At 61.1% G+C, this 16496-nt stretch carries 16 protein-coding genes; 15 read left to right on the forward strand and 1 reads right to left on the reverse strand.

Annotated elements, in window-relative coordinates; translation table 11 throughout:
* Nucleotide 1: 1 nt before the first annotated feature.
* The 15 genes from DWZ52_RS06590 to rsfS all read left to right on the forward strand — a co-directional run bounded on the left by DWZ52_RS06590 (nt 2) and on the right by rsfS (nt 15088).
* Nucleotides 2–1306 carry a tetratricopeptide repeat protein gene (locus DWZ52_RS06590; protein ID WP_233547282.1) on the forward strand — a complete coding sequence of 435 codons (1305 nt, stop codon included), beginning with the start codon at nt 2–4 and terminating at the stop codon, nt 1304–1306.
* A 127-nt stretch (nt 1307–1433) separates the two neighbouring features.
* Nucleotides 1434–2465, forward strand: a complete 1032-nt coding sequence (locus DWZ52_RS06595; RefSeq protein WP_006236061.1) for a rod shape-determining protein — start codon at nt 1434–1436, stop codon at nt 2463–2465.
* A 78-nt stretch (nt 2466–2543) separates the two neighbouring features.
* Nucleotides 2544–3485 (forward strand): rod shape-determining protein MreC, encoded by a 942-nt coding sequence (mreC, locus tag DWZ52_RS06600; protein ID WP_118385168.1) that lies wholly within the window; start codon nt 2544–2546, stop codon nt 3483–3485.
* Between the two features lie 11 nt (nt 3486–3496).
* Nucleotides 3497–4063 carry a hypothetical protein gene (locus tag DWZ52_RS06605; protein WP_117840309.1) on the forward strand — a complete coding sequence of 189 codons (567 nt, stop codon included), beginning with the start codon at nt 3497–3499 and terminating at the stop codon, nt 4061–4063.
* Between the two features lie 13 nt (nt 4064–4076).
* A complete protein-coding gene (mrdA, locus tag DWZ52_RS06610; RefSeq protein ID WP_118385170.1) occupies nt 4077–6146 on the forward strand; it encodes a penicillin-binding protein 2 in 2070 nt (689 codons plus the stop codon).
* 9 nt (nt 6147–6155) lie between these two features.
* Nucleotides 6156–7382, forward strand: a complete 1227-nt coding sequence (locus DWZ52_RS06615) for an FtsW/RodA/SpoVE family cell cycle protein (RefSeq protein WP_099431830.1) — start codon at nt 6156–6158, stop codon at nt 7380–7382.
* 18 nt (nt 7383–7400) lie between these two features.
* Nucleotides 7401–8330 carry a YcjF family protein gene (locus DWZ52_RS06620; protein WP_118385171.1) on the forward strand — a complete coding sequence of 310 codons (930 nt, stop codon included), beginning with the start codon at nt 7401–7403 and terminating at the stop codon, nt 8328–8330.
* A gap of 10 nt (nt 8331–8340) precedes the next feature.
* Nucleotides 8341–10218 (forward strand): TIGR03960 family B12-binding radical SAM protein, encoded by a 1878-nt coding sequence (locus DWZ52_RS06625; RefSeq protein WP_118385172.1) that lies wholly within the window; start codon nt 8341–8343, stop codon nt 10216–10218.
* A complete protein-coding gene (locus tag DWZ52_RS06630; RefSeq protein WP_118385173.1) occupies nt 10215–11027 on the forward strand; it encodes a TIGR03936 family radical SAM-associated protein in 813 nt (270 codons plus the stop codon). The genes DWZ52_RS06625 and DWZ52_RS06630 overlap by 4 nt, the downstream gene beginning before the upstream one ends.
* A 67-nt stretch (nt 11028–11094) precedes the next feature.
* Nucleotides 11095–11469 (forward strand): 50S ribosomal protein L21, encoded by a 375-nt coding sequence (rplU, locus tag DWZ52_RS06635; protein WP_035138585.1) that lies wholly within the window; start codon nt 11095–11097, stop codon nt 11467–11469.
* A gap of 33 nt (nt 11470–11502) precedes the next feature.
* The gene (gene rpmA / locus DWZ52_RS06640) at nt 11503–11760 is read left to right on the forward strand and encodes a 50S ribosomal protein L27 (protein WP_006236075.1); all 258 of its coding nucleotides are present in this window, start codon (nt 11503–11505) and stop codon (nt 11758–11760) included.
* Between the two features lie 84 nt (nt 11761–11844).
* Nucleotides 11845–13302 (forward strand): GTPase ObgE, encoded by a 1458-nt coding sequence (gene obgE, locus DWZ52_RS06645; RefSeq protein WP_199579167.1) that lies wholly within the window; start codon nt 11845–11847, stop codon nt 13300–13302.
* A gap of 3 nt (nt 13303–13305) precedes the next feature.
* Nucleotides 13306–13983 (forward strand): nicotinate-nucleotide adenylyltransferase, encoded by a 678-nt coding sequence (gene nadD / locus DWZ52_RS06650; protein ID WP_117583242.1) that lies wholly within the window; start codon nt 13306–13308, stop codon nt 13981–13983.
* Between the two features lie 87 nt (nt 13984–14070).
* Nucleotides 14071–14604: a bis(5'-nucleosyl)-tetraphosphatase (symmetrical) YqeK gene (gene yqeK / locus DWZ52_RS06655; RefSeq protein WP_199579177.1), complete on the forward strand. Its 534-nt coding sequence runs from the start codon at nt 14071–14073 to the stop codon at nt 14602–14604.
* Nucleotides 14605–14632: 28 nt separating this feature from the next.
* Nucleotides 14633–15088, forward strand: a complete 456-nt coding sequence (gene rsfS, locus DWZ52_RS06660; RefSeq protein ID WP_118385176.1) for a ribosome silencing factor — start codon at nt 14633–14635, stop codon at nt 15086–15088.
* A 101-nt stretch (nt 15089–15189) separates the two neighbouring features.
* Here the strand turns inward: rsfS and dinB are convergent, their stop codons facing one another.
* Nucleotides 15190–16446 carry a DNA polymerase IV gene (gene dinB / locus DWZ52_RS06665; RefSeq protein WP_118385177.1) on the reverse strand — a complete coding sequence of 419 codons (1257 nt, stop codon included), beginning with the start codon at nt 16444–16446 and terminating at the stop codon, nt 15190–15192.
* Between the last annotated feature and the right edge of the window lie 50 nt (nt 16447–16496).

The following is a 16496-nucleotide window of genomic DNA, read 5'->3' on the forward strand; positions in this document are numbered from 1 at the left end:
CTTGAATAGCCAGCTGATCCAACAGGGCCGCGCCGCTTACCGCGCGGGTGATTTTTCCGCTGCAGCCCAGATGCTTGGGGCGGCAAAGACTCCCGATGAGATTATGGGCGAGGCCGATCACCTTCGTGGCAACGCCTTGATGCACCTGGGCATGTATGCCGAGGCCGCCGAGGCCTATGCCGCCGCCCTCAACGACGGCACCTACGGCAAGCGCGGCGCGCTGCTCACCAACCGCGGCAAGGCGCTCGCCGCCGTGGGCGACTACACGACGGCCGCCCAGGCGTTCTCTGCTGCTACGCAGGATGCTTCCTATGCCACGCCGTTTAAGGCCTATCTGGGCCTGGGTAACGCGCTGTTCCAGTCGGGCGACTATGCCAACGCGGGTACTGCCTTCCGTCAGGCCGCCATCGACGGCGCCAATCCGGCTCCTGCCGCCGCACTCGGCGAGCTCGGTCGTTGCTTCATTAAGCTCGGCCGTTCGGCGGATGCCGTGGAGACCTACCGCACGGCTATCGACTTTGCCGGCCCCCGCGACGACACGCGTGCGCTCAACGCCGGCATGGGTCAGGCGCTTTCTGCCGCCGGCCGTCCCTCCGACGCACTCGACGCCTTTAACGCCGCTACTGCCGATGGCATCTACCAGCTCACCTCCGAGCAGGCCGACGAGCTTGCCCGCGTGCACGATTCGCTTGCCGCGCTGTCTGCCCAGACGGCTATGGCCACGGCTCCGGCGCCCGCGATGGACGCTCCTGCCGTCGATCCGCTCGATCCTACGGGCGCGACCGGTCAGTTTATGCCTGATCCCTCGGACACCGGCTTCTTTACGCTGTCCGAGTCCGAGATGGTCCAGCAGGACCGTCAGGACCGCAAGCAGGCCAAGGTTCGTCGTCGCCATCGCCACACGGGTCTCAAAGTCTTCATCGTGCTGCTTCTGCTCATTTTGATCGCCGCGGGCGGTCTGGGCTTTGCCTATACGCGCGGCTTTGGCTTCCCCTCGCAGGAGTCGGTTATCACCGATCTGTTCCAGGCTGCTGGCGACGGTGACACCGCAAAGGCCGAGTCTTGTCTGGCCTCGAGCCTGTCCGAGGACGCTAAGTCGATGATCATCTCCTCGATTCCGCAGGGTGCCACCGTGTCCGTCGAGGGCATGGATCAGTCCATGACCGAGACGACCGCCAAGGTGAAGGCATCGCTGTCCAAGGGCGGCGAGCAGGAGTACACCGTCAAATTCGTGCGCTCCGACAACCATATCGGCTGGGCCGTCTCCTCGCTCGATATGGATTTCTCGGCTGCTGACAACCAGTAGTGACCTTATGGGATTTAGCTTTGCCCGGCGCTTCACCGCAAGTGAGGTGCCGGGCTTGCGCTAGTATGATGAGCTAGTAGTTTTCCAGCAATCATCCAACACATCAGGAGTTGCGTTGTTTTCTTTGATGGATATGTTCTTCGGTAGCTATGCGGGCGATCTTGCCATCGACCTCGGCACCGCCAATACGCTTGTCTCCGTGCGCGGCAAGGGCATCGTCATTCGCGAGCCCTCTGTTGTTGCCATCGACAAGAACGACGAGCGCATCCTGGCGGTCGGTATCGAGGCAAAGCGCATGCTCGGCCGTACGCCCGGCAACATCGTGGCCGTTCGTCCCCTGAAGGACGGCGTCATCGCCGACTTCGATGTTACCGAGGCCATGCTTCGCTATTTTATCGACAAGGCGTCCGAGAAGCGCTATCCGTGGACCCCGCGTCCACGTGTTGTCGTCTGCGTTCCCTCCGGCGTCACATCGGTCGAGAAGCGTGCTGTCTTTGAGGCCACGATCCAGGCTGGCGCTCGCCAGGCCTACCTGATCGAAGAGCCTATGGCTGCCGCTATCGGCGCCGACCTGCCTGTCGAGGAACCCACCGGCTCCATGGTCATCGACATCGGCGGAGGTACCACCGAGGTTGCCGTTATCGCCATGGGCGGCATCGTCGTTTCGCAGTCCATCCGTATTGCCGGTGACGAGTTCGACCAGGCCATCCTCACGCACGTTCGCGATGCCTACAACCTGGCCATCGGCGAGCGTACGGCAGAGGACATCAAGATCAAGGTCGGCTCCGCCGTGCCGCTCAAGGACGAGCTCGATGTCGAGGTCAACGGCCGCGACGTGATCACCGGTCTGCCCAAGACCGTGCGCATCGAGAGCGAGGAGATTCGTCGCGCACTCAACAAGCCGCTCGACGAGATGGCCAAGGCCGTCAAGGACGCACTCGACGCTACGCCTCCCGATCTTGCCTCGGACCTTATGTACTACGGCATTTTGCTGACCGGTGGCGGCGCGCTGCTGCGCGGTCTCGACGTGCGCCTACGCGATGAGACCGGCGTTTCGGTCAACGTTAGCCCCACGGCGCTCGATAACGTCGTTAACGGCTGTGCCCGTGTGCTCGAGGCCAATGCGTTTGATGGCGGCTTCGTCCAGACCAATGCTTAATTTCCAAAAGGTGGATTCCATTTGGCACGATCTTCGGGTTTCTCCACAAATCTGAATACCAAGCGACAATCAACGGGTATGCGCCCGTTGATTGTTTTCAGCCTGATTTCGGTGTTGCTGCTCACGTTTTACATCCGTGAGGGCGAGGCGGGGCCGATTCATGCCGTGCGCTCGGGTGTGACGACGATTACCTCGCCGATACGCTTTGTGGGCTCGGCTGTGGCGGCTCCCTTCAATGCGATTGGCAACGTGTTCTCTAACCTTACGGCGTCGCAGGACACGCTCGACGAGCTTAAGAAGCAAAACGAGGAGCTGACCTCTAAGGTCGCCGAGCTCTCCGAGGCCCAAAAGACTGCTGAGCGTCTGGAGGGGCTGGTCGGCCTGCAGTCTACCTACAACCTCAAATCGACCGCAGCTCGTATCGTTGGTGCTTCGGGCGATGCCTGGACTTCGACCGTAACCATCGACAAGGGTTCTGCCGACGGGCTTTCCATCAACATGCCTGTGACGAGTTCGGCCGGTGTTATCGGACAGATCATCGAAGTTTCGGCCAAGACATCGACCGTGCGCCTGATTGGCGACGAGAGCTCGGGCGTGTCCGCCATGGTGCAGGACACGCGCGCCCAGGGCATGCTGCAGGGTCAGGCTGACGGCACGCTGCGTCTTGAGTACGTGAGCGTCGACTCCGACGTTAAGGTTGGCGACATCATCGTGACCTCGGGCATTGGCGGTGTGTTCCCCAAGGGCCTTCCGCTCGGCACCGTCTCGTCGGTTGAGAAATCGGCAAACGACGTGTACTACACCATTGTGGTACGCGCTCAGACAACGGCCGAGAACAACGAGGAAGTGCTGGTCATCACCTCGCTGACCGACGAACAGTCGGCCTCGGATGAGGACGTGAGCACCGCTAATAGCACGCCGCAGGGAACGTCGCGCGATGCTGCGACCAAGACGAAGGACGAGAGCTCGGATGACGGTTCCGACACGTCCGAGACGACCGATTCCGGCTCGAGCGAATAGGGGGCATGTCCATGGATCTACACGAGCAGGGGATGAGCTCCCGCACGTTTGTAATCGCCGCCATCGTGTGCGTGCTGCTGCAGGCAGGCCTGGCACCGCAGATCTCCATTGCGGGCGGTCGCGTCAACTTCATGATTATCCTGGTGTGCCTAAGCGTGTTCTCGGGCGACCCGACCCGTGCCGTCGTGTGCGGTTTTTGCAGCGGCTTGTTTTATGACCTGTCCGCTGCCGTGCCGGTGGGAGTTATGTCGCTCCTGCTGACCGTGGGTTCTTTTGCCCTGGTGCACAGCGCTGCCGGTCAAACGAGCGGTACCCCGAGTGCGCGCGGCATCACTGTGGGCGCCTTTGCGCTCGTCATTAATGTGATCTACAGCATCATCTTGCTGTTTATGGGTATGGAGACGAGCTTTGTCGTGGCGATCTTCGGCCATGCGCTGCCGTCTTCGATCCTGACGGGTCTGGTTGCCATTCCGTTTTTGATGTCCGGCGTCGTGCCGCAGTCCGGTTATGGATTCTCCGCACGTGGCGGACGCCAGACGGGCATGCGCTTTAAGCCCAAGACCCGTAAGCTCAAATAGGGGAGGCCCGTAGATGTCTTCCCAGATGACGGTTATTATCGCCGGTATCGTGCTGGTTGTGGCCATCGTGGTCGCGCTGGTCATCATGCGTCGCGGCGATTCCCGTTTTACCTACGATACGCAGCATGGAACGGCCCCGCGCGCCACCGAGGGCGAGGGCAATACCGCGGCGACCGCCTTTAAGGGCCGCTTCTCCATCCTCACCACGGGTGTGGGCGCGATGTTCGCGGCGCTTGCCGTCAAGCTGTGGGGCATGCAGATGGTCTCGTCGGACTATTATGAAAAGCAGGCTAATAGTAATCAGACGCGCACCGTTACCACACCCGCTGTGCGCGGCCGCATCCTCGACCGCAATGGCGTGGCACTTGTCCAGAACCGTCCCTCACTTGCTGTCGTGGCCTACCGCGACCTTGCCGAGGATGAGGTTCTGGTTCGCCATCTTGCCAACGTGCTCGGTATGCCCTACGTGGCGGTTCTGCGCAATATTCAGGACAATTCCGAGGGCGCCCAGAGCCTGCATACCATCGCGACGGACGTCCGTCGCTCCACGGTTGCCTATATCAAGGAGCACGCCGGCGAGTTCCCGGGCGTCAAGATTGCCGAGCGTACCGAGCGCCAGTACCCGTACGGCGAGACGGCCTGTCACATTTTGGGCTATACCGGCACCATTACCTCCGAGCAGCTTGAGGCCCAGAATAAGAAAACCTCTGGCGACGATGATGCTTCTGCTGGCCGGATTACGTACCAGTCGGGCGATATCGTGGGCCAGGCGGGTGTTGAGAGCTACTACGAAAACCTGCTGCAGGGTATTCGTGGCGAGCAGACCGTCAAGGTCGATGCCTCGGGCAATGTGACCGGTCAGGCCGGCGCCGTGCCCGCCAAGGCCGGCTCCGACATTAAGCTCACGCTCGACCTCAAGATCCAACAGGCCTGTGAGACGGCGCTGGCGAGCGCCATCGAGCTTGCCAAGACCACTGGCTACAGCAATGCCGGCAACGGCGCTGTGGTGTGTCTCGATCCCAACAACGGCGAGATCCTGGGCATGGCGAGCGAGCCCAAGTTCGATCCGTCCGTCTTTATCGGCGGCGTCTCAAATGACGTGTGGACCGAGCTCAATGATGACAAGGGTTCGCACCCGCTGCTCAACCGCGCCATTAGCGGACAGTACATGTCGGCCTCGACCATCAAGCCGCTCTCGGCACTGGCCGGTCTTGAGTTTGGAACCTACACTTCAACGCAGACAACCAACTGCACGGGCTATTGGACGGGCCTGGGCAAGGCTTGGGGCAAGCGCTGCTGGCTGACGTCTGGACACGGCACCATGACGCTGCAGTCGGGTATCGCCAACTCGTGCGACCCCGTCTTCTACGACATGGGCAAGGCCTTCTTTTATGACGAGCAACATTCCGAGGGCCTGCAGGAGGTCTTTCGTCGCTGGGGCCTAGGCAAGACCTGCGGTATCGATCTGCCGAGTGAGGGCGCGGGCCGTATTCCCGATGCCGAGTGGAAAGAGTCGTACTTTACCGACGCCTCTGCCGAGGACCGCAAGTGGAATGCCGGCGATATGACCAACATTGCCATCGGCCAGGGCGACATCCTGGTGACGCCTCTGCAGATGGCATGCGCCTACATGGGCCTCGCCAACGGCGGTAAGCAGTACGTGCCTCACGTGTTTTTGTCTGCCGTGTCGCGCGATGGCGACGGCGATGCCTATAAGTACAACGGCAAAGGCAAGAAGAAGCGCCTGGAGGCCAAGATCAACAGCGATTCGGATTTGGCTCTTGTTCGCAACGGCATGCACGACGTGATTTACACGGCATCGACGTCCCTGGCGGCTCACTTTGGCACCCTGACGCCGCAGGTATACGGCAAGTCGGGCACGGGCGAGAAAAGCGGCGAGGACGAATACGCGTGGTTTTGCGCCTATGCGCCGGCCGATGATCCCAAGTATGTCATCGCTACTGTTCTGGAGCAGGGCGGCGGCGGCTCAGATACCGCGATGCATGTCGTGCGCGATGTGCTCGGCGTGATTTATGACGAGCCCGATACCTCTTCGGCCTCGGGCGATTCTTCGGTTCGATAGGAGGTTGCGATGGATTTTTCTCCGGCGGATCTGTTCCGTTCAACCAAGACCGGCTCTCGCAGCAGCCTGGACCGCGTCAACAAGCAACTTTCGGCCTCGCGCGGCACGTTTCGCCAAAAGGTGCATATCGGTGTGCTCGTGGCCACAGTGGCGCTCGTCGCCTACGGTGCCATCATTATCTGGTCGGCTTCGCAGTTTAAGGCCGATGCTTCGTTCTCACGCCATCTGCTGGGAATTGGTATCGGGGCGTTGCTGGCGGTGCTGGTCTGGCGTACCGACCTGCGCGGTATTTCCAATTTCTCGACGGCGTTGCTCGTCATCGACCTGATCGTGATCTTCTCGCCCAAGATTCCGGGTTTGTCCTATACGGGCGGTCTGGGCATGACGGGCTGGATCAAGATTCCCGGTATCGGCTTGACATTCCAGCCGGTCGAGCTTGCCAAGCTCATCACCATCTTCTTTATTGCCACGCTTGGCTCGCAGTATAACGGCCGCATCGATACCGTTCGCGACTACGTCAAGCTCTGCGGCATGCTGTCCATCCCGTTTTTGGCCGTCGTCGCCATGGGCGACCTGGGCTCGGGCCTGGTCGTGCTGGTCTCGGGCGCCATCGTCATCTGCATGAGCGGTGCGCGCCGCGAATGGGTGCTGTCGACCCTGGCCCTGCTCGTGGGCCTGGTGGCCCTCGTCCTGGCGCTCGATTCGGTCTTTGATTCGTTGCTCGGCCACGATGTGCTCATCAAGCAGTATCAGATGAACCGCCTGACGGTCTTTATCGACCCCGATAATGCCGATTCGGACGATGCCTACAACCTGCAGCAGTCGCTTATCGCCGTTGGCTCGGGTGGCTTCTTTGGTAAGGGTTTGGGCCATGCGACGCAGTCGGCCGGCGGCTTTCTGCCTGAGTTCCACACCGACTTCGTCTTCGCCTTCCTGTCCGAGACCTTTGGCTTTTGCGGTTCCTTTTTGCTCCTATGCCTCTACGTGCTGCTGATCTTTTCGACGATTCGCGTCGCCTTTAAGTGTGAGTCGCTGTTCTTGCGTCTTTCGTGTGTGGGCATCGTTGGCATGTGGGCGTTCCAGACCTTCGAAAACATCGGCATGTGCATCGGCATGATGCCGATTACCGGTATTCCGCTACCGTTTATTAGCTTCGGTTCGTCTTCGATGATGATTCAGCTGCTGACGGTGGGTATCGTACAATCCATATGGCGGCATCGTTCGGGCGCCGCGTAACCGCTGGAGGGGTTTGCTATGAAAATTCCCGTAGATAAGCTGACCCGCGCTTTTAAGATGGGCGCGTCCGTTAAGAAGGATTCCGATACGCCGGTGCGCGTCTCGGTCTATCTGGATTCGTCCGCCTCGCGCTTTCTGGCCGAGACGGTGCGTGACGCCTTTGTGCCGCAGACGACCTCGGGCATTGTGCGCGTCGAGCGTCTGGGGGAGGAGCGAATTGCTCCAAAGACCGATACCGATGTGGTACTGGTGCTCTCGTGCGGTTCCGACCGCTTGGAGAGTGCCGTGCAGGAGCTCGTGATCGCCGGCGCGCCCGTGTGCGTGCTTGCCGAGTCTGCTGTGGAGGTGCCGTTTATCGAGGAGTCCACGCCCATGCTCGGCGTGGTGGCGGCAACCGATAAGACGTATCTGCTCGAGACGCTTGCCCGCTGGATTCTCGATCGCACCGAAAAGGAAACGGCTTTTGCGGCGAACTTTGCCTTCATGCGCATCGCGGCGGCCAATCGTATCATTACCTCGTGCGCGCTCACCAATATGGCGACCGGTGCGCTGGTGTTTTTGCCGGGCGCCGATTATCCCGTTATGGCGCTGGCTCAGGTGGGCATGCTCTTTGAGCTCGCTGCCATCTTTGGACGCGGCATTAAGCCCGAGCGCGGCTACGAGGTCGCAGGCGTGCTCGCCGGCGGTCTGGTGATTCGCGCTGTTACCCGCGCATTGGTGAAGCGGACGCCGCACATCGGCTTTGCCGTTAAGGCGCTTACCGCCGCCGCGGGTACCTATGGCATGGGTCGCGCGCTCGTGTCGCTCTACGAGCGCGATGTCGACTACAGCCGCGCCAACGAGGTCGCTGCCGCCACGTTCTCGCGCGTTCGCGACCTGGTGACCACGGTCGCCGGTGCCACCCGTCCTATGGCGTCCTACCAAGACGCATCCGATCTCGCTGCTTAGGGGTTTTCCGTTGCGCGTTCCGTATCAAGACTGTTTTCATTTAATTGAGCCACTGCTCGCCAAGGTCGAGAAGCCGAGTCGCTATATCGACCACGAGTGGGGCACGCTCTCAAAGGCCGATGCCGACTATCGCTGCTGCATGATCTATCCGGACGTGTATGAGGTCGGTCTGCCCAACCAGGGCATCGCCATTCTCTACAACATCCTAAATCAGGCCGAGGGCATTTCCTGCGAGCGCGGCTACGTGCCGTGGCCCGATATGGGCGATGCGATGCGCGAGGCGGGGATTCCGCTGCTGTCGCTCGAGGGCGCAACGCCCGTGGCATCGTTCGACATCGTCGGCATGCACGTGCCGCACGAGATGGCTGTGACAAACTTCCTCGAAGCGCTCGATCTCGCTGGCATTCCGCTGTTAGCTGCCGACCGTACCGAGGACGATCCCATCATCGTCGCCGGTGGTCCCTCGGTGTATAACCCCGAGCCGTACGCGGCCTTTTTCGATGCCATCCTCATTGGCGAGGGCGAGGAGTCGCTGCTCGAGATCTGCCAGCTGCATCGCCGCCTGCGCGACGAGGGCATCTCGCGCGCCCAGATTGTCGAGCAGCTCGCGACGGTCGCCGGTACCTATGTGCCGTCCCTGTATGAGGTGCGCTATGACGAGCCCTGCTCCCCGCATGGCTACACCGTGCCGCGCGAGGGCAAGGATGCGCCGACCGTGGTCTACAAGCGCGTCGTCGAGGACTTTGGTGCCACCAATCCACTTTCTCAGTCGTGTGTGCCGTATGCGCAGCTCGTCCACGATCGCCTGTCTATCGAGATCTTGCGTGGCTGCGCCCGCGGCTGCCGTTTTTGCCAAGCAGGCATGACGTATCGTCCGGTACGCGAGCGCTCGGCCGACCAGATCGTGTCATCGGTGATCCAGGGCTTGGAAAAGACTGGCTATGACGAGGTGTCGCTTACGTCGCTCTCCACGACCGACCACTCCTGCATTCGTGACGTGCTCGGCAGGCTCAACCGTCGCCTGGAGGATACGGGTATTCGCGTGTCTATTCCGTCGCAGCGCCTGGATTCGTTTGGCGTGGATATGGCCGAGTCGGTCGCCGGCGAAAAGAAGGGCGGCCTGACGTTCGCGCCCGAGGCCGGCAGCCAGCGCATGCGCGACATCATTAACAAGAACGTGACCGAGGAGGACCTGGATCGTGCGGCTAAGGCGGCCTTCGAGGCCGGCTGGAACCGCATGAAGCTCTACTTTATGATGGGCCTTCCCGGCGAGCGCGACGAGGACATCGTGGCCATCGCCAATCTGGCCGATCACGTGCTGGAGCTCGGTCGTTCCGTGGTGCCCAAGGCTCGTCGCGGCTCGATCTCGGTGTCCATCTCGGTTTCGGTCTTTATCCCCAAGGCTGCCACGCCGTTCCAGTGGTGCCCGCAGCTCGACTACGACGACGTCAAGCGTCGTCAGAAGCTGCTCATCACGAGCGTTCGCAACCGTGCCGTCCGCGTGCATTACCACGATGCCGAGACCTCGCTCATCGAGGCCGCGCTCTCCCGCGCCGGTCGTGACATGACGCCCGTCATCATCGATGCTTGGCGCTCGGGGTCTCGCTTTGACGCCTGGGTAGAGCATTTCTCGCTCGATAACTGGAAGGAGGCTGCCGCCAAAAACGGCATCGACCTCAATGAGCTCGTGCACCTGCCCTACGAGTTGGACTGGCGTCTGCCGTGGGAGCATGTGAGCCCCGGCTGCACGCGCGGCTTCCTCGAGCGCGAGTACCGTCGCTCGCTCGAGGGTTTCACGACTCCCGACTGCACCCGCACGTCGTGCACCGGCTGCGGAATCTGCCCCACGCTCCACGTCAAGAATGTATTGATGGGTGATCGCGCATGAGTGAGCGCCTGACTGACAACCCCACGCTCTTTAGGCTTCGTGTTCGCTATGGCAAGCGCGATCGCCTTAAGTACCTGGGCCATCTCGAAGTAATCCATACCATTGAGCGCATCGTGCGCCGTGCGGGACTTCCCTATGCCGTCACGCAGGGCTTCTCTCCGCACATGCGCGTGGGCTTCTCTTCGGCACTACCGGTGGGTACGTCGTCGACCTGCGAGTGGTATGACCTGTTTATGACCGAGTTCGTGGCGCTCGACGAGGCGTTTGGGCGTCTGGCTGCGGCGTCTCCGGCCGATCTGGCACCCATTGAGGCAGCGTACATCGACGTGCGCACGCCGGCGTTGACGGCGCAGCTTACGCGCCTGTCGTATCGCATCGATCTACACTTGGATCTCGAGGCGCCCGTAAGCGCCGACGAGGTGCGTCGTGCGATCGACACGTTGCGCGCGGACCATGGCATCGACTACGCGCGCGGCAAAAAGAGCAAGCGCTTGGATTTGGATCACACGCTCGTGGGCTATGAGCTCACGGCGGGGGAGCGCCCTGACCATTTGGTGCTCATGCTCGACACCCATGCCGATAACGAGGGCTCCATGCGTCCGGAAATTTTGCTTTCCGCTGCTGATGTTTTGTTGCAGGGCTTGACCCCGGGCGTGGATGCACCTATTGTTTCCACCGGTATGCAAGACCTCGTGACCATCTGCTCCTACGATGTCGAGCGTCAGAATCAAGCATGCGAGGACGACGAGGGCCGACTCGTCAGCCCCATACCTGTGCGAACTTGTGGATTTGCTCCACATACTCGTTGACGGGGGTATTTTCGCCTGCTACTATATTCGGCTGTTGCACTAACTGATGCATGAAGGGCAAGTAAACATGTACGCAATCGTTAACACGGGCGGCAAGCAGTACAAGGTCGCCACCGACGATGTCATCACCGTCGAGAAGATCGAGGGCAATGAGGGCGACAAGGTCACCCTGCCGGTCATCTTCCTCAACGATGGTAAGAAGATCGTCACCGATCCCGACAAGCTGGCCAAGGCCAAGGTTACCGCTCAGATCGTTGAGCAGTTCAAGGGCGAGAAGCAGCTGGTCTTCAAGTTCCACAAGCGTAAGCGCTATCGTCGTCTGAAGGGTCACCGTCAGCAGCTCACCAAGCTGAAGATCGTGAAGGTCCAGGCTACGTCCCGCGCCAAGAAGGCTGTCAAGGCAGAGGCCGAGGCTGTTGCCGAGGCTCCCGTCGCCGAGTAGATTACACTCGTAACGAAAGAGTAGGTATACACAATGGCACACAAAAAAGGACTCGGTTCCTCCCGTAATGGCCGTGACTCCCGCGGTCAGCGCCTTGGCACGAAGCGCTATGCCGGCCAGACGGTAACCACGGGCACGATTCTCGTCCGTCAGCACGGCACTCACATCCACCCGGGTGAGAACGTTGGCCGTGGCAAGGACGACACGCTGTTCGCGCTGGTCGACGGTACCGTTGAGTTCCACAAGGGTATCAAGCACAGGGTCAGCGTACGCCCGCTCGCGAACGCGTAATTCACCCTTCATAGAGCACATATGTGGGAGGCACTTGAGTTTTAGGATTCAAGGGTCTCCCTCTTTTTGTAGGAGGCGATTCTGTTGTCACAGTTCACCGATATCAGCCGCATTAACGTGTGCGGCGGCGACGGCGGAGCCGGATGCATGTCGTTTAGGCGCGAGGCATTTGTTCCCAAGGGCGGCCCCGATGGCGGCGACGGCGGTCGTGGCGGCAATGTCGTCATCCAGGCCGATGCTCAGCTGTCTTCGCTGATCGATTACCGCTTTAAGCATCATTTTCGTGCCGAGCGCGGAACGCACGGTCAGGGCGCCCGCCGCAACGGAAAGAGCGGCGAGGACCTGATCCTCAAGGTTCCCATGGGCACCGTGGTGCGCGAGCTCGACCCCGAGACGCAGACCCCGATGTTCGAGATTGCCGACCTGGTGCACGACGGTGAGCGCGTTGTCGTGGCCCCCGGTGGTGCCGGCGGTCTGGGCAATACTCACTTTGTGACGTCGGTGCGTCGCGCGCCCGCGTTTGCCCAGCTCGGCGAGCCGGCTGAGGAGCACTGGATTGAGCTCGAGATGAAGCTCATGGCCGATGCCGCACTCGTGGGCTTCCCCTCGGTGGGCAAATCCTCGCTTATCGCGCGCATGAGTGCCGCCCGACCCAAGATCGCCGACTATCCGTTTACCACGCTCGTGCCCAACCTGGGTATGGTGCGTGCCGGCGAGTACTCCTATGTCGTTGCCGACGTCCCCGGCCTCATTGAGGGTGCGAGCGAAGGCAAGGGTCTGGGCCATCAGTTCCTGCGCCACATCGAGCGCACGGCACTCATCATGCATGTCGTCGATATGACGGGCGGTTTTGAGGATCGCGATCCGGTCGAGGACTATCGCATCATCAACCGCGAGCTCGAGCAGTATGGCGCCGAGCTTTCGGAGCGCCCGCAGATCGTTGTCGCCAACAAGTGCGACGCGCCGGGCACGGCTGACAAGATTGCCGACCTCAAACGCGCTGCGCTCGACGATGGGCATATGTTCTTTGCTGTGTCCGCCGTGACGGGCGCTGGCCTCAACACGCTGATGCTTGCCGTGGGCGAGCAGGTGGCTAAGCTGCGTGCCGAGTTGGCTGTCTCCGATGAGCCGGTCGACCTACGCGACGATGAGTGGGAGCGCCGCCGCCTGCAGCGTGAGAAGCGTTTCCGCATTGTTCAAGAAGAGCCCCACGCCTTCCGCGTGGTCGGTCGCGCCATCGAGCGCATGGTCATCCAGACCGACTGGGAAAACGAGGAGGCCGTCATCTACCTGCAGCATAAGTTTGCGCGCATGGGTATTGACGACGCGCTCGAGAAGGCCGGCTGCCGTGCGGGCGACGAGGTCCGCATTTGCCAACGCGCCTTTGACTTTGAGGGCGCCGAGGACTTCTCGGAGTACGAGGAGGAGCTTGGGGACGAAGGCGTTGAGGTCTTTGACGTAGCCGATGCTGCGAACGAGGGCGTCGAGGTTGTCGATGCGGCGGACGTCGCGGATGATGTCGAGACCCCGGAGGGCGAGTAAGTCATGTCGCTGCGCGGTGGAATTGGTCTGCCTGAGCTGCCTATCAAGGATGGGCAGGAGTTTCGGCTTGGCATTATGGGTGGCACCTTCGACCCGATTCATTACGGGCACTTGGTTACCGCCGAGCAGGCGCGCGAGTCGCTCGACTTGGACGCCGTGCTCTTTATGCCGGCCGGCTCTCCCGCCTTTAAGCTCGACAAACCGGTGACGCCTGCTGAGGACCGTTATGCCATGACGGTCCTCGCCACCGCTGCGAATCCGGCTTTTTTGGCGAGCCGATTCGAGATCGACCGTCCGGGCGTGACCTATACGGCCGATACGCTTCATGCCCTTCGCGACTTTTACCCGCCGCAGGTAAAGCTCTACTTTATTACGGGCGCCGACGCGATTATCGATATTGTGACCTGGCATGATGCCGACCGAATCGCCGAGCTTGCCACGTTTATTGCGGCGACGCGACCGGGCTTTGATATCGATACTGCTCGCGCGCGAATCAAAGAGTCAGGCCTGCCGTTTGACGTGCGGTATATCCAGATTCCGGCGCTGGCGATTAGCTCGACCAACATTCGCAAGCGGGTTGCCCGTGGCATGAGCGTGCGCTATCTTACGAGCGAGTCCGTGCTCGGCTATATTCGCAAACGCGGGTTGTATACCGATCTGGGTCAAGAAGATTTTGAGTGATGGGGGTCTACGTTGTCGGTAGAGGATCAGTTTGAGGGCGATGAGCGCGCGCTGCTCAAGCGCATTCAAGAGCTACTCGATGTGCGTATGAAGGATAAGCGCAAGCGCTACATGCATTCGCTGGGTGTTGCTGAGACCGCGCTTCATCTGGCTGAGGTCTACCGCGTTGACGGCTTTGATGCCGCTGCCGCTGGCCTGATTCATGACTGGGATAAGGTACTCTCCGATGACGAGCTCGTGGCCCGCGCGTTGCACTACGGCATTAAGGTTGCCGGCTCTCCTTCGGCCGCGACGCCGCTGCTGCATGGCCCGGTTGCCGCCTATGAGCTTCCGCAGCTATTTCCCGAGCTATCGCCAGCCGTTTTCCAGGCTGTCGACCGTCACACGGTGGGCGCCTGCGACATGACGCCGCTCGATATGGTGGTCTTTGTGGCCGATGCCATCGAGCCTAACCGCCATGGTGATTATGCCCACGCGCTGCGCAAGATGGTGGGGGAGTCGACGCTTGACGAGTTGTTCTTCTCCTGTTTTGCGCAGGGTCTGGTCTACGTGATCCAGTCCGGGCGCTATCTTTATCCCACGGCTATTACGATTTACAACCATTACGCCCAGCTGCGCTAGCTCGGGTGTGTCTAGAAAGAGGTATTCCATGGCCGATGAGACCATGACTGACGATCAGATTCTTGAAGGTGTGGAGCACAAGAGCTTCGTTGCCACGTCCGACCGCACCGCTGCCTCGCTGTCCGCGAGCGGTGTCGCCGCCGAGGATGTCGCCCGCGCCGCCGCGCAGGCCGCCTACGACAAGAAGGGCGAGGACGTGCAGGTGCTCGATCTGACCGAGCTCTCCGACGTGTGCGATTACTTTGTGATCGCCACCGGTACCAACAACCGTCAGGTCGATTCTATCGTCGACGAGATCGAGGAGAAGGTTGCCGAGGCCTGCGGTGAGCACCCGTTCTCCATCGAGGGCCGCGAGCAGAAGACCTGGATGCTCATGGATTACGGCTCGGTTGTCGTCCACGTCTTCACCCCCGAGGCCCGCGACTTCTACCGCCTCGAGAAGCTCTGGGGCGACGCTCCCCAGCTCCCCCTCAATCTCCTCTAGGACCTTATTTGGGCGGGGCTTCTCTAGAGCCACCCTCTACCGTTCGCCGGGCAGTTGCACTACCTGCAGCTGCCCGGCTTTCTTTTTGCCCAAAACGCAAATCATTGGGAGGAGAAGCGGGATTGGCGGCCGAAGGATAGGGCGGTGTCGCCGAATTTGTCTCGGACGGCGTCGATGGCGACGGAGAGGTCGCGGCGGTCGCTGGATTGGGCTCCGCGGTCATCGATCTCGCAGAACAGGTCGGTCTGGATACCGCCTTGGTGGTTGAAGTCGCTCATGCCGATACCCGCTAGACGTACGTGCATGCCTTCTTGCCAGATATTGTCGAGCAGCTCGAGCGCTACGGCCACAAAGATATTCTCGTCGTCGGTGGGGTGGGGCAAGCGGCGCTGTGCCGTGCGTCCGCTGCCGTAAGAGTATTTGAGCTTGAGCGTCACCGTGGCGCCCGTCAGCCCCTGGCGGCGCAGGCGGCGCCCAACCGACTCGCCGAGCAGCGCGATCGCCGCCTCGATATCCCCACGCTCAGTCAAATCCTTCGCAAAGGTGCGCTCATTGCTCACCGATTTAACTTCACGTTCCTCTTCCAGGCTAGTGACCTCGGATACTTCGAGCCCCAAAGCACGTTGACGCATTCGCTCGCCATTCACGCCAAAGATTGCAGCCAGGGTGGACTCTGGCGCGCGTGAAAGCTCGCCGAGCGTATAGATGCGCATGCGACGCAGTCGCTCCTCGGCCGAACGCCCGATTCCGCTCATGGCAGATACCGGCAGCGCGGCCAAAAACCGCTGTTCCGTACCGGGGCGCACAATGGTCAGACCAAACGGCTTGTCCCGCTCGCTTGCGATTTTGGCCACGGTCTTGTTGCACCCAACGCCAATAGAGCAGGTCACTCCCAGCGCTGCCACGCGGTCGCTTATGCGCCGCGCAACCAGCAGCGGGTCTTCGGGCGCAAAGCGGCCCGGCGTGATATCGATAAAAGCTTCGTCGATGGATACGCGCTCCACGCGCGGGGTCTCATCGGCAAGAATCGCCATGACCTGCGCGCTGACCTCGTGGTAGCGATCAAAGTGTCCGTGCGTCCAAATGGCCTGCGGGCACAGACGCCGCGCCTCGGCCGAGGCCATGGCAGAATGCACACCAAAGCGACGTGCCTCGTACGAGCACGTGGACACGACGCCGCGTGATTCGGCGTCTCCGCCCACGATGAGCGGTTTGCCGCGCCATTCGGGATGATCGAGCATCTCCACGCTCGCAAAAAATGCATCGAGGTCCATCAGGCCCACCGCCGGACCCGTCCAGGGCGGCGGCGTGACGCCCGCAGCATCCTCATAACCGTATGTATGTTCGCGTCTTTCCATGTCATGAGTATACCGCGCAGCTCATGTGGGGTGCGTGTATGTGCTTGCAA

The sequence above is a fragment of the Collinsella sp. AF33-16 genome (genome assembly GCF_003475325.1).
In the GTDB taxonomy this organism is placed as follows: domain Bacteria; phylum Actinomycetota; class Coriobacteriia; order Coriobacteriales; family Coriobacteriaceae; genus Collinsella.

Coding starts and splice junctions, on each gene's coding strand:
- mrdA (WP_118385170.1), top strand. CDS start 4,077: ATGTCTTCCCAGATGACGGTTATTATCGCCGGTATCGTGCTGGTTGTG.
- DWZ52_RS06615 (WP_099431830.1), top strand. CDS start 6,156: ATGGATTTTTCTCCGGCGGATCTGTTCCGTTCAACCAAGACCGGCTCT.
- rsfS (WP_118385176.1), top strand. CDS start 14,633: ATGGCCGATGAGACCATGACTGACGATCAGATTCTTGAAGGTGTGGAG.
- DWZ52_RS06605 (WP_117840309.1), top strand. CDS start 3,497: ATGGATCTACACGAGCAGGGGATGAGCTCCCGCACGTTTGTAATCGCC.
- yqeK (WP_199579177.1), top strand. CDS start 14,071: ATGAAGGATAAGCGCAAGCGCTACATGCATTCGCTGGGTGTTGCTGAG.
- dinB (WP_118385177.1), bottom strand. CDS start 16,446: ATGGAAAGACGCGAACATACATACGGTTATGAGGATGCTGCGGGCGTC.
- DWZ52_RS06620 (WP_118385171.1), top strand. CDS start 7,401: ATGAAAATTCCCGTAGATAAGCTGACCCGCGCTTTTAAGATGGGCGCG.
- rplU (WP_035138585.1), top strand. CDS start 11,095: ATGTACGCAATCGTTAACACGGGCGGCAAGCAGTACAAGGTCGCCACC.
- DWZ52_RS06595 (WP_006236061.1), top strand. CDS start 1,434: ATGGATATGTTCTTCGGTAGCTATGCGGGCGATCTTGCCATCGACCTC.
- DWZ52_RS06630 (WP_118385173.1), top strand. CDS start 10,215: ATGAGTGAGCGCCTGACTGACAACCCCACGCTCTTTAGGCTTCGTGTT.
- nadD (WP_117583242.1), top strand. CDS start 13,306: ATGTCGCTGCGCGGTGGAATTGGTCTGCCTGAGCTGCCTATCAAGGAT.
- rpmA (WP_006236075.1), top strand. CDS start 11,503: ATGGCACACAAAAAAGGACTCGGTTCCTCCCGTAATGGCCGTGACTCC.
- mreC (WP_118385168.1), top strand. CDS start 2,544: ATGCGCCCGTTGATTGTTTTCAGCCTGATTTCGGTGTTGCTGCTCACG.